Annotated in this window: 21 protein-coding genes; 14 read left to right on the top strand and 7 right to left on the bottom strand. The window is 40.4% G+C overall.

Translation table 11 applies throughout. The features are described 5' to 3' along the window. Positions 1-3 precede the first annotated feature (3 nt). The 5 genes from CYP26_RS07150 to CYP26_RS07130 all read left to right on the top strand — a co-directional run bounded on the left by CYP26_RS07150 (position 4) and on the right by CYP26_RS07130 (position 5,286). Positions 4-666 (top strand): response regulator transcription factor, encoded by a 663-nt coding sequence (locus CYP26_RS07150; RefSeq protein ID WP_103630900.1) that lies wholly within the window; start codon positions 4-6, stop codon positions 664-666. Beyond that, positions 659-1,828, top strand: coding sequence for a sensor histidine kinase (locus CYP26_RS07145; RefSeq protein WP_103630899.1), 1,170 nt, complete (start codon positions 659-661; stop codon positions 1,826-1,828). The genes CYP26_RS07150 and CYP26_RS07145 overlap by 8 nt, the downstream gene beginning before the upstream one ends. A gap of 127 nt (positions 1,829-1,955) precedes the next feature. After that, on the top strand, positions 1,956-3,431 hold the full coding sequence (locus CYP26_RS07140) for an aldehyde dehydrogenase family protein (protein ID WP_103630898.1): 1,476 nt from the start codon (positions 1,956-1,958) through the stop codon (positions 3,429-3,431). 126 nt (positions 3,432-3,557) lie between these two features. Beyond that, entirely contained in the window at positions 3,558-4,274 is a 717-nt protein-coding gene (locus CYP26_RS07135) for a metallophosphoesterase (RefSeq protein ID WP_103630897.1), read from the top strand. After that, the gene (locus CYP26_RS07130; RefSeq protein ID WP_103630896.1) at positions 4,261-5,286 is read left to right on the top strand and encodes a hypothetical protein; all 1,026 of its coding nucleotides are present in this window, start codon (positions 4,261-4,263) and stop codon (positions 5,284-5,286) included. The genes CYP26_RS07135 and CYP26_RS07130 overlap by 14 nt, the downstream gene beginning before the upstream one ends. A gap of 75 nt (positions 5,287-5,361) precedes the next feature. On the opposite strand, the gene CYP26_RS07125 is transcribed toward CYP26_RS07130, so the two are convergent. Continuing rightward, entirely contained in the window at positions 5,362-6,183 is an 822-nt protein-coding gene (locus CYP26_RS07125; protein WP_002942744.1) for a YihY family inner membrane protein, read from the bottom strand. A gap of 3 nt (positions 6,184-6,186) precedes the next feature. Beyond that, positions 6,187-6,909, bottom strand: a complete 723-nt coding sequence (locus tag CYP26_RS07120; RefSeq protein WP_103573826.1) for a plasminogen-binding N-terminal domain-containing protein — start codon at positions 6,907-6,909, stop codon at positions 6,187-6,189. Positions 6,910-7,023: 114 nt separating this feature from the next. Here CYP26_RS07120 and CYP26_RS07115 point away from each other — a divergent pair, with 114 nt between their 5' ends. The 7 genes from CYP26_RS07115 to CYP26_RS07085 all read left to right on the top strand — a co-directional run bounded on the left by CYP26_RS07115 (position 7,024) and on the right by CYP26_RS07085 (position 14,897). Beyond that, entirely contained in the window at positions 7,024-8,193 is a 1,170-nt protein-coding gene (locus CYP26_RS07115; protein ID WP_103630895.1) for a peptidoglycan DD-metalloendopeptidase family protein, read from the top strand. Positions 8,194-8,202: 9 nt separating this feature from the next. After that, entirely contained in the window at positions 8,203-9,570 is a 1,368-nt protein-coding gene (gene mgtE / locus CYP26_RS07110; protein WP_103581714.1) for a magnesium transporter, read from the top strand. Beyond that, positions 9,555-10,139 (top strand): NUDIX domain-containing protein, encoded by a 585-nt coding sequence (locus tag CYP26_RS07105; protein WP_103630894.1) that lies wholly within the window; start codon positions 9,555-9,557, stop codon positions 10,137-10,139. The genes mgtE and CYP26_RS07105 overlap by 16 nt, the downstream gene beginning before the upstream one ends. Before the next feature lie 163 nt (positions 10,140-10,302). Further along, positions 10,303-12,420: an RNA degradosome polyphosphate kinase gene (locus tag CYP26_RS07100; RefSeq protein ID WP_258031452.1), complete on the top strand. Its 2,118-nt coding sequence runs from the start codon at positions 10,303-10,305 to the stop codon at positions 12,418-12,420. A gap of 257 nt (positions 12,421-12,677) precedes the next feature. Next, a complete protein-coding gene (locus tag CYP26_RS07095) occupies positions 12,678-13,310 on the top strand; it encodes a nucleoside recognition domain-containing protein (RefSeq protein ID WP_012001704.1) in 633 nt (210 codons plus the stop codon). Positions 13,311-13,313: 3 nt separating this feature from the next. Continuing rightward, positions 13,314-13,769 carry a YjiG family protein gene (locus CYP26_RS07090; protein ID WP_002942766.1) on the top strand — a complete coding sequence of 152 codons (456 nt, stop codon included), beginning with the start codon at positions 13,314-13,316 and terminating at the stop codon, positions 13,767-13,769. 9 nt (positions 13,770-13,778) lie between these two features. Then, positions 13,779-14,897: a M20/M25/M40 family metallo-hydrolase gene (locus tag CYP26_RS07085; protein WP_103630892.1), complete on the top strand. Its 1,119-nt coding sequence runs from the start codon at positions 13,779-13,781 to the stop codon at positions 14,895-14,897. A 59-nt stretch (positions 14,898-14,956) separates the two neighbouring features. Here the strand turns inward: CYP26_RS07085 and CYP26_RS07080 are convergent, their stop codons facing one another. The 5 genes from CYP26_RS07080 to CYP26_RS07060 all read right to left on the bottom strand — a co-directional run bounded on the left by CYP26_RS07080 (position 14,957) and on the right by CYP26_RS07060 (position 19,303). Then, on the bottom strand, positions 14,957-15,355 hold the full coding sequence (locus CYP26_RS07080) for a hypothetical protein (protein ID WP_258031447.1): 399 nt from the start codon (positions 15,353-15,355) through the stop codon (positions 14,957-14,959). 374 nt (positions 15,356-15,729) lie between these two features. Then, complete coding sequence (locus tag CYP26_RS07075; protein ID WP_103630891.1) at positions 15,730-16,533, bottom strand: 3'-5' exonuclease; 804 nt, start codon at positions 16,531-16,533, stop codon at positions 15,730-15,732. Beyond that, complete coding sequence (gene rpe, locus CYP26_RS07070; protein WP_103630890.1) at positions 16,530-17,177, bottom strand: ribulose-phosphate 3-epimerase; 648 nt, start codon at positions 17,175-17,177, stop codon at positions 16,530-16,532. The genes CYP26_RS07075 and rpe overlap by 4 nt, the downstream gene beginning before the upstream one ends. Before the next feature lie 9 nt (positions 17,178-17,186). Then, positions 17,187-18,560 (bottom strand): prephenate dehydrogenase, encoded by a 1,374-nt coding sequence (locus CYP26_RS07065; protein ID WP_103630889.1) that lies wholly within the window; start codon positions 18,558-18,560, stop codon positions 17,187-17,189. Beyond that, a complete protein-coding gene (locus CYP26_RS07060) occupies positions 18,557-19,303 on the bottom strand; it encodes a hypothetical protein (protein ID WP_103630888.1) in 747 nt (248 codons plus the stop codon). The genes CYP26_RS07065 and CYP26_RS07060 overlap by 4 nt, the downstream gene beginning before the upstream one ends. Before the next feature lie 151 nt (positions 19,304-19,454). Between CYP26_RS07060 and rpmB the strand changes: the two genes are divergently transcribed. Beyond that, the gene (rpmB, locus tag CYP26_RS07055; protein WP_002942221.1) at positions 19,455-19,646 is read left to right on the top strand and encodes a 50S ribosomal protein L28; all 192 of its coding nucleotides are present in this window, start codon (positions 19,455-19,457) and stop codon (positions 19,644-19,646) included. 22 nt (positions 19,647-19,668) lie between these two features. After that, positions 19,669-20,799: a potassium channel family protein gene (locus CYP26_RS07050; protein WP_103630887.1), complete on the top strand. Its 1,131-nt coding sequence runs from the start codon at positions 19,669-19,671 to the stop codon at positions 20,797-20,799. Positions 20,800-20,837: the final 38 nt, after the last annotated feature.

The following is a 20,837-nucleotide window of genomic DNA, read 5'->3' as shown; positions in this document are numbered from 1 at the left end:
TTGATGGTCAGAATTTTGCTTGTTGAAGATGATGAAACATTACTTGATCTAATAAGCGAGTATCTGGGCGAAAATGGTTACGATGTCACCACTACAAACAATGCCAAAGACGCACTAGATCTTGCTTATGAGCAAAATTTCGACCTTTTGATCCTTGATGTCAAGCTCCCAAAAGGAGATGGCTTTTCACTTCTTTCTTCCCTAAGAGAGCTAGGTGTTAGCGCACCTAGCATATTTACCACCTCGCTAAACACCATAGACGACCTTGAAAAAGGCTACAAAAGCGGCTGCGATGACTATCTAAAAAAGCCATTTGAGCTAAAAGAGCTACTTATCCGCATGCAAGCTCTCATAAAAAGAAATTTCTCACACCAAAACGGCGAAGATATCAAAATTTTAGATGATCTTTGCTTTCACCCACAGAGCAAAACTCTAAGTAAAAACGGCGAAAATGTAAATATCTCGAGCAAAGAGAGCGACCTGCTCGCCCTATTTTTGCAAAACAAGGGCAAAATTTTAACCAAAGATGAAATTTTTAATAAAATTTGGAAATTTGACGAGGAGCCAAGCGAGCTTAGCCTTCGTGTATATATCAAAAATTTACGCCAAATTTTAGGCAAAGATGCCATTTTAAACAAGCGTGGAGACGGCTACATCTATGTCTGAAAAGACGCAAATTTTATTTAAAATTTTATCCCTCTATCTTGTTAGCTCTGTGCTATTTTTGAGCTATTTTTTTATACACGACTACCAAAATAAAAAAGAAGCACTCATCTTAAACGAGGTAAAAAGCCTAAAAGAGATCAAGATGGGCATATATATGAAAGCCAGGATGAATGGCCTAGACTCGGTCTCAAGCCTCACAAACGAAAAGGGCGTACATGCTTGTATCGTGCTGGAGAATGGTGAGAAAATTTATAAAGATTTTGAGTGCAAAAATATCAACAAAGGCAAAAATGTAAATTTGATAGACGGCAAGGTAGCGATCTTTGAAAAGATCCAGTATATGGAGGACAACGCCACAGACGAGCTCGCACGCGCAGACATCTTTCTAGTTGGCAAAAATATCAACGGCGAAATTTTATCCTTGCAAATTTCGACCACACTAAAGGCTGCATTTTTCCTCTTTGCCCTGCTCTTTGTCGCCTTTTATCTAGCAAAACTAAGCCTAAGACCGCTTTATGAAAAGATAGATACGCTAAATCACTTCATAAAAGACTCAACTCACGAGATAAACACGCCCCTAAGCGTCATCTCGATGAGCATAGAAACGGCTGATCGCAACAACCTAAATGAGCGAAATTTAAAGCGTTTTAACAACATCAGTCTTGCTGCAAAGAGCCTAGGCAGCATCTATGACGCGCTCGTTCATCTAAGCTTTAACCTAGATAAACCAAGCAAAAAAGAGCTAATCGATCTAAATTTACTAACCACACAAAGACTTAGCTACTTCTCGCCATTTTTTGCTAAACGCGGGCTTAAGATAGATGCTAGCCTAAAGCCAAGCTTCATAAACGCAGACCTTGAGGATGTGAGTAAAATTTTAGACAACCTCTTAAGCAACGCCTCAAAATACGCAGCGCCAAATTCAAAGGTTAGCATCGTTTTAGAGCCAAATTTCTTTAGCATAAGCAACACTGGACGCGGCATAAGCAAAGAGGATCAGATGAAAATTTTTGATCGCTACACGAGATTTAATGACGATCAAGGCGGCTTTGGTATAGGACTAAATTTAGTCAAAGAGTGCTGCAAGAAAAATGGCATCACCGTAAAATGCCAAAGCAAACTTGATGGCGAGACTACGTTTTTGCTCTCTTGGCAGAGTTAAATTTAAAATCAACCCTACTCTAAATAATAAAATTTATTAAAAAAGAGAATTTATGTCCAAAATTTATTTTTGATAAATTTTATTAATATTATAATCCTTTTACAAAATCTTAATCAAGGAGAAAAGTATGAAACTACTTGAAAAATACGGGCTTTTCATAAATGGTGAGTGGCGTGACGCAAAAGACGGCGCTACACTTGATGCCAAAAATCCAGCAAACGGCGAGCACCTTGCAAAGATCGCTGATGCTACCGAAGAAGATGTAAATGACGCAGTTCGTGCTGCACGTGAGGCTTTTAATAAATTTAAACACACCACAATTAGCGAGCGCGCAAAGCTGCTAAACAAGATCGCTGACATCATCGATGAGCACAAAGAGCACCTCGCAAAAGTTGAAAGTATGGACAACGGCAAGCCGATCCGCGAGACGCTAAATGTCGATATCCCTTTTGCAGCTGAGCACTTTAGGTACTTTGCTGGCGTCATCATGGGCGAAGAAGGCAGCGCAAACGTGCTTGATGAGAAGCAACTATCTATCGTTTTGCGCGAGCCAATAGGCGTAGTGGGCCAGATCGTACCTTGGAATTTTCCATTTTTAATGGCAGCTTGGAAGCTAGCTCCGGTTATCGCAGCAGGCGATGCGAGCGTCTTTAAACCATCAAGCGAGACAAGCCTAAGCGTGCTTGAGCTATTTAGGCTGATAGATAAAATTTTGCCAAAAGGTTTGATAAATATAGTAACGGGCAAAGGCAGCAAGAGCGGCGAGTGGATCAAAAACCACCCAGGCCTTGACAAGCTAGCATTTACTGGCTCAACCGAGATCGGCCGTGATATCGCCATAGCTGCAGCTCGCCGTATCATCCCAGCCACACTTGAGCTTGGCGGCAAGAGCGCAAACATCTTCTTTAGCGATGCAAATTTAGACAAGGCGCTTGATGGTCTTCAGCTTGGAATTTTATTTAACCAAGGTCAAGTTTGCTGCGCGGGATCTAGAATTTTCGTAGAAGAGAGCTTTTATGAGAAATTTATAGAGGCTGCTGTTAAGAAATTTAGCACCATAAAAGTTGGCGATCCGCTCGATCCTAGTACTCAAATGGGCTCTCAGATCAATAAAAAACAAGCTGAGCAAATCTTAAACTACGTCGAGATCGGCAAAAAAGAAGGCGCAAAAGTAGCAGTCGGTGGCAAAGCCTACACTGCAAATGGTTGCGACAAGGGCGCATTTGTCGAGCCAACACTGCTAGTCGATGTGACAAATGATATGAGAGTAGCTCAAGAAGAAATTTTTGGACCAGTTGGCGTTGTCATCAAATTTAAAGATGAAGCCGAGCTTATCAAAATGGTAAACGACAGCGAATACGGCCTAGGTGGCGGAATTTTCACACAAGACATCACAAAAGCACTTCGCGTTGCAAGGTCGATGGAGACTGGCAGGGTCTGGATCAACACCTATAACCAAATCCCAGCAGGCAGCCCATTTGGCGGATATAAAAACTCAGGTATTGGCCGTGAGACGCACAAGATCATCCTTGGGCACTACACTCAGATGAAAAACATCATGATCGATCTCACCGGCAAGGTCAGTGGCTTTTACGCACAATGATTTTAGGGGGCTTAGGCTCCCTACTGCTTTAAATTTCATAAATAAAATTTCTTTCTAACTTTATCAGCAATTAACAATCTCTATTTTTAAGTTTAATAGACTAAAATTTGGCGCAAAGGAGAAAATTTGAGCGAGCAAATTAACATTATCGGCGACGTTCACGGCTGTTTTAACACGCTTTTAGAGCTTATCAAGCAGTTTCCAAACAAAGAAAGATCTCAAATTTGCTTTGTTGGCGACGTGATAGATCGGGGGCTTTTTAGCTGCGACGTGGTCGAACTTATCATGCAAAATGACTATAAAATGGTAATGGGAAATCACGAGCGAAGGCTACTAAACAATAAATTTGAATTTTTAAACAACAAAGTGCCATTTGACAGGAGCTGGTTCTTTGGAAACGGCGGAGAAGAGACATATAGATCATATCTTGGACAAAGCGTAGAGTTTAAGCAAAGGCATGTGGATTTTTTAGAAAGCAGGCCAGTTTATCTGGAATTTAAAGATTATAAAACCCAAAATGGCGAGCATCTAGTCGTCTCTCACTCAGCCGTTGGCAATATGTGGGAGCTAAGAAATGACAAATATGCTAGCGAAGAGTTTAAAAGGCACCTGCTCTCAGGCAGAGGCGACGAGATGCAAGTTAGTGGCATCTTTAACGTCTATGGCCACACGCCAGTAAGAGAGGTAAAATTTTATAAAAATAGCGCAGATATCGATACAGGCTGCGTTTTTAACGAAGTTGGTTATGATAAACTAAGTGCGTTAGAGTTTCCATCGATGAAAATTTACACTCAAAAAAATGTTGAAAATTTTAACAAAAAGGATAAAGATGTGGTTTTCTAAAAAGGGCACTAGCTTTGCTAGCAGGGTTGATAAATTTTGGAGCGAACTTGGTAAAAATTTAGACAAGATCAAGCAAAATTTAGAGGATAAAAATTACGAAACAGCAAGCAAAATTACTGAAGAGGCGCTAAATTTATGTTTAGTCGATCCAACCTTTATGATAGGCCTTGTTAATGACAAGATCGATCTAGTGCTAACACCAGAAGGGATGAAATATAGGCTTTTTTGGCTTAAATTTATCAAATCACGCATGCCAAAAGAGTATGAGGCAAAGCTTACTTGCACGCTTGGCAAACAACGCGCACCACGCGAAGTAGCCACTATACAGATGTATGGCGTGAGTGTTGATGCAAACGAGGTCATGGTCTATGCAAATTTTGAAGAAAAAAGCGTGGATATGTGCCTATACAACGAGACTTTAAGCAAGCTAAAAAGCGAAGATGAAAACAAGGCCTACACGCTAGCTTTTATACTTTGCGACAACGTTGTTGGCGAGACGGCGATGATAAACACGCTTGGAGAGTTTGAGATCGTGGATGAAGCAAGAGAAAAAGGCGTCGCACTTACCGACTTTGCTGACCTTATAGATGATAAATTTGGCAAAGAGGCATCAAGCGAACCGCTAAAGCAGTTTAGCTTTTACGAGCTAGAACCTCGCTCAGATGCGCTAAGAGATGATGTATTTATGGGCTATACGAGCCTAACCTCGCTACTAAATGAGTACTATGACGGCAAAAGCGATATCTATAATGAAGCCTACGAGCTTGGTATAAATTTCTGCTTTTTAGTATTGTATCACGGTGGCGATGTGCAGTTTGGTGTTGATAGCAAAAACAAGATAGAAGATGAGCTTGAAGGTAGTACTTTTTGCGAAAGCATGGGCGCAGCGACTGGCACTAAGCACTCTTATGTTGATCTTATATGCTTTGACAAAGACAAGCTTGAAAAGGCTGTGAGTAAATTTAGCAAAGAGCTTGATATAAAGATAGAAATTTGCGAATTTAAACGCTAAATACATAAAATTTAACGTAAAATATTGCATATCCTGCTAGCTGGTAAATTTACAAATAGCCAGCTGGCAATAAATTTATCCTTTAAATTTAGAGCTGTTTGAGAGATAGGCGCAAAATTTAAGCCCATATAAAAAGATGATCCACGAGATGTAGATCCAGACAAAGAAAAAAAGCACGGCTGAAAACGAACCATAGACGCTTAAATAGGTCTTGTTGTAAAGGACGTAATAGACAAAGGCTGACTTGCCAAGATACCAAACAAGCGAGGCAGCAAACGAGCTAAAAAACGCGCTTTTAAATTTTATCTCGTCATTTACTGAGATGAGATATGTGACGCAAAATATCACCCAAATGATGAGATATGGCACGATGCTTAAGAAATTTATCCAGCTTGTAAATTTAGTCGAGTTTAGCATCTCTTGCACAAGGCTTGAGAGGTAAAAACTGCCAGCAAGTCCGAGTGGCGCAAGCGTGATGAGCGTCCAGTACGAGCTAAGTGCCGACCAAAATCCCCTAGCCTTGCTAGCTCTTGTCACTTTTAAGACTACGTATTCATAGTCGCTAAAAAACATAGCCGAAGTAAATATCATCGCCACAAAGCCAACTATGCCTAAATTTCCGCTATTTTGGAGGAAATTTTGCAAGTAGTTTGAGATAATCTCTTGATTGCTTGGCAAAAGAGCTGAGAAGACAAAGTCTTGAATTTTGGCGTAATAATCCTCAAAGCTAGGCAGTTTTGTAAAGATAGAAAACGATATAAGAAGTATCGGTATGATCGATAAGATCGTGTGAAAACTAAGGCTTGCTGCGTAGTGAAAGAGCTCTTTGTCCTTAAGAGCAGCTAGCAAATTTAAACCACTCTTTAAATCGCTCTTACTTAAGGACAAACGGCTCATTTATCAGTTATCTTCTTCAAAAAGTTTTTCGTAGTGAGCATCGTAGTTGTTGATGTGCTCGCTATTTAGCTTCCAAAACACAGTGTCTATGTCGCTAACTCTTGTATAAAATGGTAGTTGATAATACTCAACTTCGCCAGTTTTAAACTCTTTTAGCACCTTAAAGCTTTGACAATCAGCAAAAACGCTTCTGCCATCCATCGCGACAAAGATAAGACCAGCTGCACTTTGAGCGCACATCTTTCTAAAGTCGTCTCTGCTTGGATTTGGCTTGTATTCGTAGCTCAAGTATGCTCCAACAAGGTCTGGGTGGATAAATATCATATTAGGAAATGCGCCCAAAACCTCTTCATAAATTTCTTTATTTGGCACGACGATTAGCGAGCGGTTATAAAGGTAGTTTAGCACGACTATGTCGCCGCTTGCAGGTGCGATACCAGGGAGTGGAAGCGCTTTTTGCTCGAGCAGGTCAAACACCTCAAATCTAACCTTCGCAAAGCCGGCATTTTTAGAGACAACGCTCACTCTTGCGATGATAGAGCTATCAGTGTCAAATTTATGAAGCACGACGCCGCTTGATCCGATCAAAATTTCAGGACTATCAACTATCGTTGCTGTGCCGTCACTCTCGACGCTAATAAGAGGAGTTCTATACTCGTTTAAAGAAAAATCAGCCCCAAAAACAAAGCCAAAAAACAGCGATAAAATCACGATTATACGTTTCAAAAATATCTCCTAAGTTTAAATTTTTAGAGCGATTATAGCCTAAAATGCTTTATCTTTTGCAAAATTAAAGCAAGTTTTAGTTAAAATCCCCTCCAGCTTTTTAAAAGGATATCGATGCCTCGTATATTTGTGATTTTTGCAATATTATGTATAAATTTATATGCCATAAAACCAACTGTTGATGAGCTTAGTTGGCCAAATGGCAGCAGCTTTTTAAATTTCCTTGAAACAAATAAAATCCCACTTTCACTTTACTACAACCTAGCAAGCGAAGATCAAGAGCTAACAGAAGAGATCATCGCTGGCACAAAATATCAAATTTACAAAGATGATAACGGCGAGGTTAAACAAGCTCTCATCCCCGTTAGTGACGAGCTTCAGATACATATTTATAGAGATGACAAGGGTAAATTTCAGCTTGAGTTTATCCCGATCTTATACCAAAGCGAAGATAAAGTTTTAGCCCTAAAAGTCGATAAATCAGTCTCTGAAGATATCTTTGACTACACCGGCTCTGGCACGCTAGCACTTGGCTTTAAAGAGGTTTTTAGCGGCAGCGGGATCGATTTTAAAAAGATAAACAAAGGCGATACGATCGCTATTGTCTATAACCAAAAACTACGCATGGGGCGCTCTTTTGGCACACCTGAAATTTACGCAGCAATGATAGAGACTAAAAACAAACGCTACGTGATGTATAAATTTGAAGATAAATTTTATGATAAAAACGGCAAGAAAAATGACAAATTTTTGCTTGTTCGCCCTCTTGCAAACGCTAGGATCACATCAAATTTCACCCTAAAAAGATGGCATCCGATCCTTCAAAGATATAGAGCGCACCTTGGGGTTGATTATGGTGCTCCAAAAGGCACACCGATCAAGGCTGCAGGCGATGGCACAGTCAAATTTGTCGGACAAAAGAGCGGCTATGGCAGAACTATTATCATCTCTCACGCTGGCGGCTACGAGACACTTTACGCGCACCTAAACGGCTTTGCAAAGGGTATAAGAAGCGGTCTTAAAGTAAAACAAGGCACGCTAATAGCATACGTTGGCACAAGTGGTATGAGCACTGGCCCTCACCTACACTTTGGCCTCTATCTAGGTGGCAAACCGATCAATCCAGAAAGCGCCATCAAGGTCGTAAAAAATATAGAAGACAAAAAAGAGTCGGCTAAATTTAAAGCAGTCATAAATAGAAATGATGAGCTGATAAGACAAGCTCTAAGCAATGAAAAAGAGTATCACAAGGTGGAATTTTTCCCTAACGTAATAGATTTTTAAAGGTAAAACTTGAGCCAAGAACTAGAAGAAGCAAAAGAGCTGATAGATCAGCACTTAGATGAAAATTTAGAAGACGGTGAGCTATCTCCTTACGAGCTTGCCCAACACCTAAAAACACTTAAAAAGCATGACGAGGAGCTTTTTGCCAAGTATCTTGAAAAGCTAGATCCTGAAATTTTGGGTGACGTGGCGATAGAGTTACCTGATCACATGCTAAAAGACGTGATCGATACGCTCCCGGCTGAAAAGATCGTAGAAGCGCTCGAAGAGCTAGAGAGTGACGATGCTACCGACCTACTCCAATACATCGAAGATATCGATGAGGACAAGGCTAGAGAGCTTTTTAACGAGCTAGATAAAGAAAATCAAAACGAAATTTTAAGACTTAGAAGCTACGATGAGGATAGAGCTGGTGCGCACATGCAAACAGAGCTATTTTCAGCTCATCTTGAAGAGAAGCTTGGCAGCGCAGTTGCAAGACTAAGACAAGAGAAGCAAGAAGGAAAACTAGAAAATGTCTCACAGCTTTTCATCATCGATAAAAATAGTGTCTTGCAATACGCCATCCCGCTTGAAGATCTCATCCTCTTTGACTTCACAAAAACGCTAAAACAAAATATCGAATCAACCCAGATCGACCACTACAAGCCTCACATGGCAAATGATATGGATCTCATGCAAGATGTCGCTGATATGTTTCAAGAATACGATCTAAACGTTATCGCAGTTACAAGTAGCACTGGAATACTGCTTGGTCGTATCACATATGATGATATCCACGACTACATTCAAGAGAGCGCAACAGAGCAAATTTATAACCTAGCTGGCGTTGATGACGAGTCAGAAGAGGACGATACGCTATTTAAAGCGGGTCGTGGCCGTGCGGTTTGGCTTGGCATAAATTTACTAACAGCCCTTTTTAGCTCATCTATCATCGGACTTTTTGACGAGACGATCGCAGCTTACGTCGCACTTGCCGTGCTTATGCCAATAGTTGCTTCAATGGGTGGAAACACTGGCACGCAAGCACTTGCTGTTACGGTTCGTCGTTTGGCACTTGGCGAGATAGAGTTTAAAGATGCAAAGAGCGTTTTAAAGCGCGAGGTGACGATCTCACTTGTAAATGGCCTTATCTTTGGCGCTATCATGGGCGTCATCGCCGCTGTTTGGTTTGACAAAGGCATGCTTGGCGTGGTTATTGGCCTTAGTATGGTTACAAATTTATTCTTTGCTGGTTTTTTTGGCACGATCATACCTTTGACGCTAAGGCGCTTTAACATCGATCCTGCCGTTGGCTCGGCGGTTATTCTTACTACATTCACTGATGCGATAGGATTTTTTAGCTTTTTAGGACTTGCAAAATGGATACTACTATAACAAATTTAGAAATTTTACCTCTTGGTGAGTCAAAATACCTAAAGCCATTTAAGATGAAATTTAAACAAAATGGCCTGCAAAGGGACTGGGACTGCGTCAAGGTGATGAATAGCGTTAGTATATTTTTATATCACGAGCAAAAAGATGCATTTTTATTTGTCAAGCAGTTTCGCCCAGCCGTTTGGTACTCGCAAGAAAAAGAAGGTATCAAAACAAGCGAGCAAGGCTTTACCTACGAGCTTTGTGCAGGGCTTATGGATAAGGGGCTAAGCGAAGAGCAAACCGCTAGAGAAGAGGCAGTCGAAGAGGTCGGATATGAGCTAAAAGAGATGGAGCGCATCACGATGACGTATGGCGCTTTTGGCTTTGGCGGTAACACTCAAACGATGTTTTATGCAAAGATCGATGAAAAGATGAAGGTAAATGCAGGCGGCGGCATTGACGGCGAAGATATCGAGCTAGTTTTTATAAAACGAGAAGATATGATGAAATTTGCCTTTGACGAGAGCAAGGTCAAGGGCTTTGGGCTCATCTTTGCCTACTTGTGGTGGGAGAAATTTAAAGGCTAAAAAGAGACCTTTTTGATAAGCGCAAAGACAACAACCGCCACAACAAAAATGCCAACCAATATAATGTAATCCGACATAAAAAACCTTTACGTTTAAAATTTACACTATTGTAACTAAATTTTTAACAAAATAAGAACTTTATAACCGCACATATCATAAAATAATCAAAAATCATAAGGAGAAAATGATGAGCGAAAACGAAACTCTTTTTATCAACCGCGAATTAAGCTGGCTACGCTTTAACTCAAGGGTGCTCGCTCAGTGTGAAAAGGATATACCTTTACTTGAAAAGCTAAAATTTATAGCCATTTATATGACAAATCTTGATGAATTTTATATGATAAGAGTTGCTGGACTAAAGCAGCTTTTTGCAGCTGGCGTGACGACAAGTAGTAGCGACGGCATGAGCCCGCTTGATCAACTGCGTGAGATCAGAAAATATCTCCAAGATGAGCAAATTTTAGTTGAAAGCCACTACAAAAGCACCGTAGATGCGCTTAGCAAAGAGGGTCTTTTTATCAAAAACTACGACGAGCTTGATGATAGCTTAAAGCAAAAATGTGACGAATACTTTTTCTCAAACATCCTGCCAGTTATCGTGCCTATCGCTGTTGATGCGACCCATCCATTTCCGCACCTAAACAATCTTAGCTTCTCGCTTGCCGTTAAGCTTGCTGACATCGAGCATCCTGAAATTTTAAAATACGGCATGATAAGAATTTCAAGAGTTTTGCCAAGATTTACCCAGCCAAGCAGTAACGTCTTCGTGCCAATAGAGACTATCGTTCACCGCCACGCAGAAGAAATTTTCCCAGGGTATAGGCTACTTAGCTCAGCTGCCTTTAGAGTGACAAGAAACGCTGATATCGTCATCGAAGAAGAAGAGGCAGATGACTTTATGATGATACTAGAACAAGGGCTAAAGCTTCGCAGAAAAGGGGCTTTTGTGCGTATGCAGATAGATAAAGACGCTGACGCTGATATCTTAGAGTTTTTAAATTTTCACATGAAAATTTTTCACAAAGATATCTACTTTTCAAGCATCCCTCTCACTCTTAGCTCTCTTTGGGAGATAGCTGGGAGCAAGAATTTCAGCCACCTAGCAAACCCACCCTACGCCCCAAAGACGCTACCTCCATTTGGCAACGGCGTCTCGATCTTTGATGCCATAGACAAAGAGGACGTGCTGCTAGTTCATCCATTTGAGAGCTTTGATCCAGTCGTTAGCTTTATAAGAGAAGCGAGCAAAGATCCAAAGGTGATCTCTATACGCATGACGCTTTACAGGGTCGATAAAAACTCGCCGATCATTCAAAGCCTAATAGACGCTGCAAGCGACGGCAAACAAGTAACTGTGATGGTCGAGCTAAAAGCTAGGTTTGATGAAGAAAATAACTTGCACTGGGCAAAGGCACTTGAAGATGCTGGCGCGCACGTGATATATGGCATCACAGGCTTTAAAGTCCATGCAAAAGTTAGCCAAGTGATCCGCCAAATCGGCGATAAACTTAAATTTTACATGCACTTTGGCACTGGCAACTACAATGGCAGCTCAGCAAAAATTTACACCGACGTTAGTCTATTTACGAGCAAAGAGGAATTTAGCCAAGATACGACCTCATTTTTTCACATCCTTTCAGGATATAACAAAAACCGCCGTCTAAACGCCCTTAGCATGTCGCCCTTTCAGATAAAAGAGCGCATCATCGAAAAGATAAGAGTGGAGGCAAGTAAAGGCAGCGAGGGCAGGATCATTGCTAAGATGAATGCGCTAATAGATGAAGACGTGATAAATGAGCTTAGCCGCGCCTCGAATGCAGGCGTGAAGATCGATCTCATCGTTCGCGGTGTGTGCGGGCTAAGGCCTGGCGTAAAAGGCAAAAGCGAAAACATCAGAGTTCGCTCGATCATCGGCAAATACTTAGAGCACGCTAGAATTTTATATTTTAAACACGCCGATCCAAAAATTTACATCTCAAGCGCTGACTGGATGCCACGAAATTTAGAGCGCCGCTTGGAGCTTATGACGCCTATTTTTGAGCCAAGACTTCAAGAGAGGCTGCTTGAAATTTTAGAGCTTCAGCTAAGCGATAATGACTTAGCATTTGAGCTACAAAGCAGCGGCGAATACGCAAAAGTAGCTAGACGCGATGGTGAAAAAGTGATCTCTTGCCACGAAGTTTTAGAAAACTACATCTCTAAAATTTACAAATCCGTCAAGAAAGACACTGACAAAGCCAAAGCAGATATGCTTGCAAGCAAGCTTTTAAAAGAGAGCTAAAAGATAAATGGCTTTTAAATTTAAGTTTAAAAGCCATTTTTACCCTAAATCCTAAATCTTAAATCCAAATTTCTAAATTTTTATATACTTTAAATTTACATTGTAAGCCTCTATAATGCTAACTTTTATCGCATAATAATTTTTATATATAAATTACTCATAAAATTTCATAATTAATTATCAAATTTTATATTTTAAATATTACATAAGCATAGGCGTTATAATATTTAAACAAATTCCAAATCAAAGGAGGCTTTATGAAAGAGAGCAGTGATACTAAAAAACTCGTCATCGGTACGATCACACTTGCAATTGCGATCGTTTTCTTTGGAGGTTTTTTACAAAACACCTATGGTGGCATCTTTGACTTTAGCAAGCTAGCAGGTCAATTTCCAGAATGGTTTAAAACAGGAAGTGGCACTAGCGCAAAAGGCGGCTTTTTATTTGCCCTTAGCCTTGCTCCTGCCGTTATGCTCGCACTTGGCTTTGTCGCTATTTTTGAGAAATACCATGCACTTTACGCAGCTTCAAGACTGCTAACGCCTGTTTTAAAGCCACTTATTGGCATACCAGGATGTTGCTCTATCTCTTTGATAGCAAGCACGCAAAGCACTGACGCAGGTAGCTCAACGGCTAAATTTTTGCGCCAAGATGGCCTCATCTCGCACAAAGAGCTACTCATCTTTGCAGCATTTCAGTTTAGCGCAGGTGCGATGATTACAAATTTCTTATCTTCATTTGCGCCTGTTTTACTAGTGACTGATAAAGCTGGGCACACAGCCCCTGCTACCATAGCCATGGTGCTTGGCATAGTCTTTGTCTTTAAAATTATTGGAGCAAATTTGATGAGACTTTATGTCAAAAAATTTGTCAAAGATGATGAGGAGTAAGAGATGACTGAAAATAAACTAATAACCGACGTATTTGTAGAGGGCGCTAGAAAAGGCTGGGACATCGCCGTAAAAAACACCATCCCAAACGTACTTATGGCATTTGTCATCATCCACATCCTAAAAGTCTCTGGCGCGCTTAGCGTGATAGGCAAATTTCTAGGATTTATCATGCTCCCACTTGGTCTTCCAGGTGAGTCCATAGCCGTTTTCATGGCTGCATTTTTGAGCTGGGGCGGCTCAGCAGGCGTGCTAGTCGCACTTGTGGGAGATGGTACGCTAAACGCAAACGATATCGCTGTCTTGCTCCCTGGCATGGCGCTAGTTGGCTCGACTGTGCAGTACATGGGACGAGTTCTAGGCGTGCTTGAAGTACCAGGCAGACACTATCTCGTACTTTTTGGAATTTGCATCCTAAATGCCTATTTAGCGATGTTTGTGATGAGCTTACTCGTATAAGGATAAAAGATGAAAGATAGTGAAATAAATGAATATTTGGCTGATCTAAAGGAGCTAACCGACATCGAAAGCCCAACTTTGAGCATAGATGGCGTAAATGAAGTTGCAGCTTGGTTTAAAAAAAGAGCCGAAATTTTAGGTCTAAAAAGTAGGAGTATAGAGCTTGGCACCGACAAGGTCGCTCCTTGCCTTTTTATCTCAAACGACCTTGATGCTACAAACTACGACTTTTTATTCATCGGACACATGGATACCGTTTTTCCTGTCGGCACAAAGGCTGATGTGCCATTTAGCAAGATAGATGAGCGCATAAACGCACTTGGCGTAATCGACGATAAAGGCGGTAGCCTGCTCTCGCTCTACGTCATCAAAGAGCTTGATTTAAGCAAACTAAAGATCGGCCTCTTTTTAAACTCACACGAAGAGACTGGCTCAAATTTTGCCAAAGACGCCATAAGAGAGCTAGCCAAGAAGTCTCGCTACGCCCTAGTCGTCGAGCCTGCAAGAGAAGATGGTTCTATGGTGGCTACTAGAAAAGGCGTGATCTCTTATGTGCTAAATTTCCGTGGCGTTAGCGCGCACGCTGGCAACCACCCAGAGCGCGGACGCTCAGCTGTCGTGGAGGCTGCAAATTTCATCGTTGAGCTCTCAAAACTCACTGATTTTAAAGCAGGCCATACATTTAATAGCATAATGACAAAAGGTGGCGACGCCCAAAACGTCGTGCCAGACTTTGCCAGCGTGACATTTGAGATGAGATATCGCCACGCTAGCTCGGTGGAGCTTTTACATAAGAAGATGGATGAAATTTTATCTCATTCGATAGTGCCAGAAGTGAGCTGTGAGCGCATACTTATAAACGAAGAAGGGCCGATGATAGACGAGGTAAATTTACCAAATATCAAAAAAGTCTTTGACGAGGCTGCGAAGGCCACTGGCACAAAGGTCACTTGGGTCGATGCTGGCGGGCTAAGCGATGGCAATATCAGCGCATCGGCAGGATGTTCTACGATAGACGGACTTGGTCCAACTGGTGGCAACATGCACACAAAAAATGAATATCTAGAGATAAACTCGGTCGTCAAAAAGTGCAACCTCATAGTTGAGGCTATCAAAAAACTTTCGTAGTTTAGGCAAGCTATATGCTTGCCTAATTTTTAAATTTATAACATTACAGCAGCCAAAACCTACCCAAATATCTCAAATTTATTAAACAGCTCTGGTTTATCTTTTACTACGCCACGCTTAACAAGCTCAGCCACCACTTCGCGCTTACAGTCAGTTTGTATAGGCCAGCCACGCGTGTAACCCTCCAGCTCACTCTTGCTCGTCGCATCCATGCAGAAATTTTCAGCATCGATATTATTTCTCACGCGCCAAAGCAGCATATATGGGTTTTCTAGGTAGTTTTGCATATCCACAACAACTAGAAGCTTGAAAAATTCCTTAAATTCTAAAATCTTAGAAAATAGCTCTTTTACAGGGCGATTTTTTCCAAATTTAATCACACAAATAGGCGTTTTACTCTGCTTTTTAAACCGCCTAAGCTCCTTAGCATTTGGCACAACGCTTTGAAATTTAGCCAAAAGTTCATCATCGCTTAAAACCGCAGTGGTAAATTTAACCCCAAATTTAACCAGCAGCTTTAACTAAAATAAATTTTCACATTGGCACAAACTCTAAATTTAGCTACAAAAGCAACCCGCCTACAAACTGCGTCATCAGTAGCGACGGCTTGGCTATTTTACGCATACAAAAACCGGCATTCACGAGAAATTTATCACAACGGCAACGTTGTTTTAGGGCTTTTATAAAGATCGGCGTGCGTGCGGATAGATCATGACATTATTGAAAACACAATGATCGCAAACCGCGAAAAGATAGGCGATCTCGTTTAAATATGTCATAGCTAAATCAAATTTCTAAATTCCCAGCCAAGTGGCTTAAATTTATACGAGCCCTACTCCAAAGCTTTTAAAACTGGCTCTGGTTTTAGCTTTACACTTGGGGCATTTTTGCTAAAGCTTATGAGATCCTCTGTCGTTTGTATGCTAAAAGGCAGGCGCGTAAGGCAGACTTTAAAGATTTCAGCTGCTGCTATCGCGTCATTTAGGGCTCTGTGGTGAGTGTTGTTTATGCCAAGAAGCTCCTTTAGCGAGCCAAGGCCGTATTTTTGCGAGGCGATGGTGCGGCGGCTAAGATCAATGGTGCAAAGCTTTCTGTTTAGCAGTATGCCAAGGCCGATCTCATTTAGACTATGAGAGATAAATCCGTAGTCAAAATTTACGTTGTGAGCGATAAAAACGCTAGTTCCAAGAAAAATTTTAAACCGCTCCAGCACGTTTAGCAAATTTGGCGCACCGACTAGATCGCTTGCTCTTATGCCAGTTAGCTCTGTGATATTTTCAGGCACCACACTAGCTGCCACAAAGCTTTCAAAGCGCCCTATTTCGGTGCCATTTTTCATTTTTATAGCGCCTATTTCTATGATCTGGCCATTTGTCGTACCACCAGTCGTTTCGATATCCACGACGCAGAATTCCTGCTCGCTAATATCTCTAAATCTTGTGCCAAGCTCGATCTCGTTGCTTTCATTTCTAGTGATGTCAAGCCCGAGAGTTCGCCACATATCAAGGTCGCGCACGTCAATGAGCGATGAAATTTCCTCGATATCGCTAAATTTCAAGATAAACTCGTGATAGCCTAAATTTTGCCTAGCTAAAATTTCAATGCTATTTTCTAAACGCTGTTTTTTTTGTTTCAAAACTCAAGCTTTATGGCGCGAATGGCTTGTTCGTATGAATTTGATGAGAAGATATAGCTGCCAGCCACCAAGATATCAGCTCCAGCCTCTTCAAGATCAGGCGCATTTAGCCCATTTACGCCGCCATCTACTTCAATGAGGCACTTGGCGTTTTTGCGCTCTATTAGCTCCCTTAGCGCCCTTGTTTTCTCAAGTACGACTGGCATAAATTTCTGACCACCAAAGCCAGGATTTACGCTCATTAATAGCACCATATCGACTTCATCTATGATGTGCTCAAGCGCGCTAACTGGCGTGTGCGGATTTAGCACGATACCAGGGCCAACGCCGTTTTTTCTGATGTGATCTATTAGTCTCATCGGATGCTTCTCTTCTTCGATATGAAAGGTTAGAAATTTTGGCTTTAGCGGCAAAAAAAGATCAGCAAAAAATGAGTTATTTTCAACCATTAGATGTATGTCAAGTGGCTTTGTAGCAGCCTTTGCAACGGCACTTACCACGACTGGTCCGATGGTTAAATTTGGTACAAAATGTCCATCCATAACATCAATATGCACCAGATCGCACCCAGCCTCGCAAATGGCTCTTATCTCAGCTGCCAAATTTCCGAAATCAGCCGACAAAATACTAGGTGCAACGTACATTTTAAATCCTTATTTGCTTATAAAAATCACGCCAGTTTGGCTCTCTTTTGCATTTAATGTGGCAAAAATTCCACTGCTTGCTCTGTCAAAAAACATCTCATTTTCGTAAAATTTAAAGTTGCTAAGCTTTACCTTTAAATTTCTCTCGATGAAAATGTCTAAAATTTTGCTTGCAATGATACTAAAAATTTGAGAAAATCCGCTTAAACAGCCGCACTCCAGATCGCCATTATCTGAAAAAATAGAGCAAATTTTGCTAAGCTTGTCCTTTTTAACACCTAGCAAAATTCTCATCTGTATATCGCCATAAAAGAGCACGCAAGCCCGCAGATAGTCATTTTCACCCTCTACGTTAAAGTTACTAATCTTTGCATCAAGGCATAAAATTTCACTCTCTATCAAAGGCGAGAGCACGTCTGTGACACTTGAGATCACAAGTGGCAAAAACTCAACTAAGCTTTTATTCATCTTTGTAGGCTCAATGTCGATAAGGCGCTTTTTAAAATAGAGCGTCGAGTCATCTTTGAAAAAATCATCCATCTTTTTATATAAAAGTATCTTTGCTGCTTTTAAATTTGAGGCAAGTGTCTCTGAGATGTTGCCCTCATTTAAGCCGCAAATCGCCAATATACCGCCACTTTTTTGGCTCAGCTCAGATAGCTTTATCAAAAAACTAGCACCTATGGTATTTAAGGCACCGACCGAATCAGACCAAAAAACAAAGAATTTAAAGCCTATCTTTTGTAATCTTTCGTGAAATTTATAGTCAAAATTCTGCACAAAAGAGCTATCCATGAGCCCTACTGTCTTGTAAATGACGACGTCGCCTCTTACAAAGGCGCTAAACTCTTTTTTGCCTAAAACGATGTGATTTAGGGTGCTGATGGTGTATTTGTAAGCTTGCTTGGCGGCATTAAATTCTTCCACGCTTTTTACAAATTTACACTTGTAACACTTTTGCTCCAAAAGCGAGTTGATGTAGTCTTTATACTGCTCATTTTTGTTATAAATCACGATGGCTTCGCCACTATCTACTAGCGTATCGTTTAAAAATAGCGTCGCAACTCTTTCATTTTCAAAGAGTGAAAATCTCAAAATATTTTTTGAAGTCTTTGCCACAAGTTCGTAAAAGGTATCGTCATAGTCACAAACTGCAAACTCAGCACCTATCTGCTTAGCTATGCCTGAGAGATGCTCGCACGTGCTATTTAGCCAAAGCGGGCTAAAAAAGGTGACATTTTTTAATGAAAGCAAAATAGCACTTATCTGCCTTGCACAAATTTGCTCCACATCGGCCTTTTTGATACTTGAAGGGGTGATATTAACCTCCAAAAATCCAAATGGCCTAACAATGGCCAAAGAGCCCTCAAAAGTTACTTTCATTTTCTAAGAGCCTTTTTTAAATTTATAACCATATCAACCGAAGCATGGACACTAACATCGGTGATCCTATCGATGCCAAAGTCAAAAAATTTAGCAATGCTAGCCTCATAAGAGAGCAAAATTTTAAAGTATTTTAAAACCAAAACCTCTTCTCTAGTGAGCCTATCGCTCTCCCATCCTGCAAGCTTTAAAAGCACTCCAAATAGCGAAATATCAAACCTTCGCTGCAATATCCTATCAAAGCTCATATCAGAAAAACCAACGATATGTTTAAGCGAGTGCGGATACTTTAAAAAGATCAGCTCGCAAAATATAAGAAGAATGAGCGCGTAGGCAGCTAGAAATAAATTTTTTTGATTTTTTAGTCCAAGGTAGTTTAGAAGTTTGCTCCAGTCAGATAGAAATTTGGCATTAAACTCCATCATCGAGTATAAATTTACACCAAAATTTTTATATCTTTTTGGAGATTTGATAAAAACAAAATAAGAGCAAATTATCATTTTTAGGTTGTCTATGCCAACCATATATGCCATTGAATAGGTATCTCTTGACCAACTTTTAGGAGCAAAATCTCCTAATTTTATAACTGTAGTAAAATATGCTTTAAAAACTTCGTCACCCCTAAAAAGCTCCATAGCAGCAGTGATGTCGCCCTCATCTAAGTGCTTTTGGCACTCATAAAAAACATCGGGCATTGTATAGATAAAATTTGAAATTTCATCTATTTGATTTTTAGTTAGCATTTTTGTTTTACCGATTTTTTATTTTGGGGCTATTTTAGCCTTAATTAAATAAAAAATCAACAAAACTTATAAATATAAATCTTCATTTTAAGCAATACTTTGGTTTTGTTTAGATAAAATCAGCAGAAATTTTTGTTTATAAGGAAAAAAAATGTCAAAAAGATGTGCGATAACTGGCAAAGGACCAATGGTAGGCAACAACGTGAGCCACGCCAACAATAAAACTAAAAGAAGATTTTTACCAAATCTTAGAACTATCCGTGTTACTCTAGAAGATGGCACAACAAGAAGGATAAAAGTTGCTGCTTCTACTCTAAGAACTATGAAAAAGCAGTCAAACTAAGAGATAAAATGAAGAGGAATTTATGTCTTTTCTCTCAAGACTTTTAAAATTCCTCAACTGGTCAAACTCCGCAAAACCAGAAATAAGCCTAGATACTGAGCTTTACGAACAACTAAAACCTTTTAGATTTCCACTAATTTCAGTCGTACTACTGTTACTTTTTGGAACACTTGGTTATATCTTTATAGATAACTTCTCTCTCATAGATGCCTTTTACCAAGCAGGCATGACCTTCACGACGGTCGGTTTTACCGAAGTTGCACCCATTACTCCAAAGGGGCGAATTTTTACTATAACATTTATCCTTGTTGGCTTCATTATTTTTACGCTATCAATCGGTATAGTTGTAGAAGTTCTAAAAAGAGGCACGTTAATTAACATTTTAAAGGAAAGGCGCATGCTTTACAAGATCGCAAGACTAAAAAATCACTTCGTTATTTGTTATCACAACCTCTACACGATCGAGCTTAGCGCTCAGTTTCGTGAAAATCACATACCATTTGTAGTGGTCGACGACAGAGAAGATATCGCAGAATTAGCTCAAATTTACAAGTATCCATACTTCATAAAAGCTCAGCCTCACACTCAAATCGCCTTTTTAAAAACGCATCTTTCAAGCGCAAAAGGTCTAATCACTCTTAGTCCAAATATCGCTGATAATATCGCGCTTATCGCATCTGTTAGACTTTATGAAAAAGAGATAGGCCGCAAAAAACCTTACCACATCATCACAAACTCAGATAGCGAAGATGATACGCAAAGACTAAAAAAACTTGGTGCTGATAGCGTAGTAAGCCCATCTCGCCTAGTCGCACAGCGTCTAAGCGCCATGAGCGTAAGACCTGATATGGAAAATTTACTCGAGCAATTTCTATACACAAAAAGCTCGCCTATCGACATAGAAGAAATTCTTGTGCCTGATTACTCTTGGATAAGGTTTAAAAGGCTAAAAGAGACGCATCTAAGAAATATCACAAATGCTGACGTGGTAGGCATTAGAGACACAAATAACAAATTTATCCCGATGCCAAATGGCGACACTCTAATTGGCACAGGCACAAAGCTTTTAGTCATCGGCACAGTTGATGGCATACGCCTAACCAAACGCCTAGTAAAGAGCAAACACAAGCCAGAAGAACTAAAATACGTTTAGTTTTTTCATTTTGTGATAAATTTGACTTAACCACTGCT

Origin of the sequence: Campylobacter concisus (assembly GCF_002913225.1) — a bacterium.
GTDB classification, from domain to species: Bacteria; Campylobacterota; Campylobacteria; order Campylobacterales; family Campylobacteraceae; genus Campylobacter_A; species Campylobacter_A concisus_J.
The sequence above is the reverse complement of the archived record's forward strand: the minus strand, read 5'-3'. Positions and strand labels throughout refer to the sequence as shown.

Excerpts from the sequence above, each read along its gene's own strand:
- CYP26_RS07150 (WP_103630900.1), top strand. The coding sequence starts at position 4 with ATGGTCAGAATTTTGCTTGTTGAAGATGATGAAACATTACTTGATCTA.
- rpmB (WP_002942221.1), top strand. The coding sequence starts at position 19,455 with ATGTCAAAAAGATGTGCGATAACTGGCAAAGGACCAATGGTAGGCAAC.
- CYP26_RS07085 (WP_103630892.1), top strand. The coding sequence starts at position 13,779 with ATGAAAGATAGTGAAATAAATGAATATTTGGCTGATCTAAAGGAGCTA.
- CYP26_RS07145 (WP_103630899.1), top strand. The coding sequence starts at position 659 with ATGTCTGAAAAGACGCAAATTTTATTTAAAATTTTATCCCTCTATCTT.
- CYP26_RS07125 (WP_002942744.1), bottom strand. The coding sequence starts at position 6,183 with ATGAGCCGTTTGTCCTTAAGTAAGAGCGATTTAAAGAGTGGTTTAAAT.
- CYP26_RS07130 (WP_103630896.1), top strand. The coding sequence starts at position 4,261 with ATGTGGTTTTCTAAAAAGGGCACTAGCTTTGCTAGCAGGGTTGATAAA.
- CYP26_RS07065 (WP_103630889.1), bottom strand. The coding sequence starts at position 18,560 with ATGAAAGTAACTTTTGAGGGCTCTTTGGCCATTGTTAGGCCATTTGGA.
- CYP26_RS07090 (WP_002942766.1), top strand. The coding sequence starts at position 13,314 with ATGACTGAAAATAAACTAATAACCGACGTATTTGTAGAGGGCGCTAGA.
- CYP26_RS07140 (WP_103630898.1), top strand. The coding sequence starts at position 1,956 with ATGAAACTACTTGAAAAATACGGGCTTTTCATAAATGGTGAGTGGCGT.
- CYP26_RS07115 (WP_103630895.1), top strand. The coding sequence starts at position 7,024 with ATGCCTCGTATATTTGTGATTTTTGCAATATTATGTATAAATTTATAT.
- CYP26_RS07050 (WP_103630887.1), top strand. The coding sequence starts at position 19,669 with ATGTCTTTTCTCTCAAGACTTTTAAAATTCCTCAACTGGTCAAACTCC.
- CYP26_RS07095 (WP_012001704.1), top strand. The coding sequence starts at position 12,678 with ATGAAAGAGAGCAGTGATACTAAAAAACTCGTCATCGGTACGATCACA.
- rpe (WP_103630890.1), bottom strand. The coding sequence starts at position 17,177 with ATGTACGTTGCACCTAGTATTTTGTCGGCTGATTTCGGAAATTTGGCA.
- CYP26_RS07105 (WP_103630894.1), top strand. The coding sequence starts at position 9,555 with ATGGATACTACTATAACAAATTTAGAAATTTTACCTCTTGGTGAGTCA.
- CYP26_RS07060 (WP_103630888.1), bottom strand. The coding sequence starts at position 19,303 with ATGCTAACTAAAAATCAAATAGATGAAATTTCAAATTTTATCTATACA.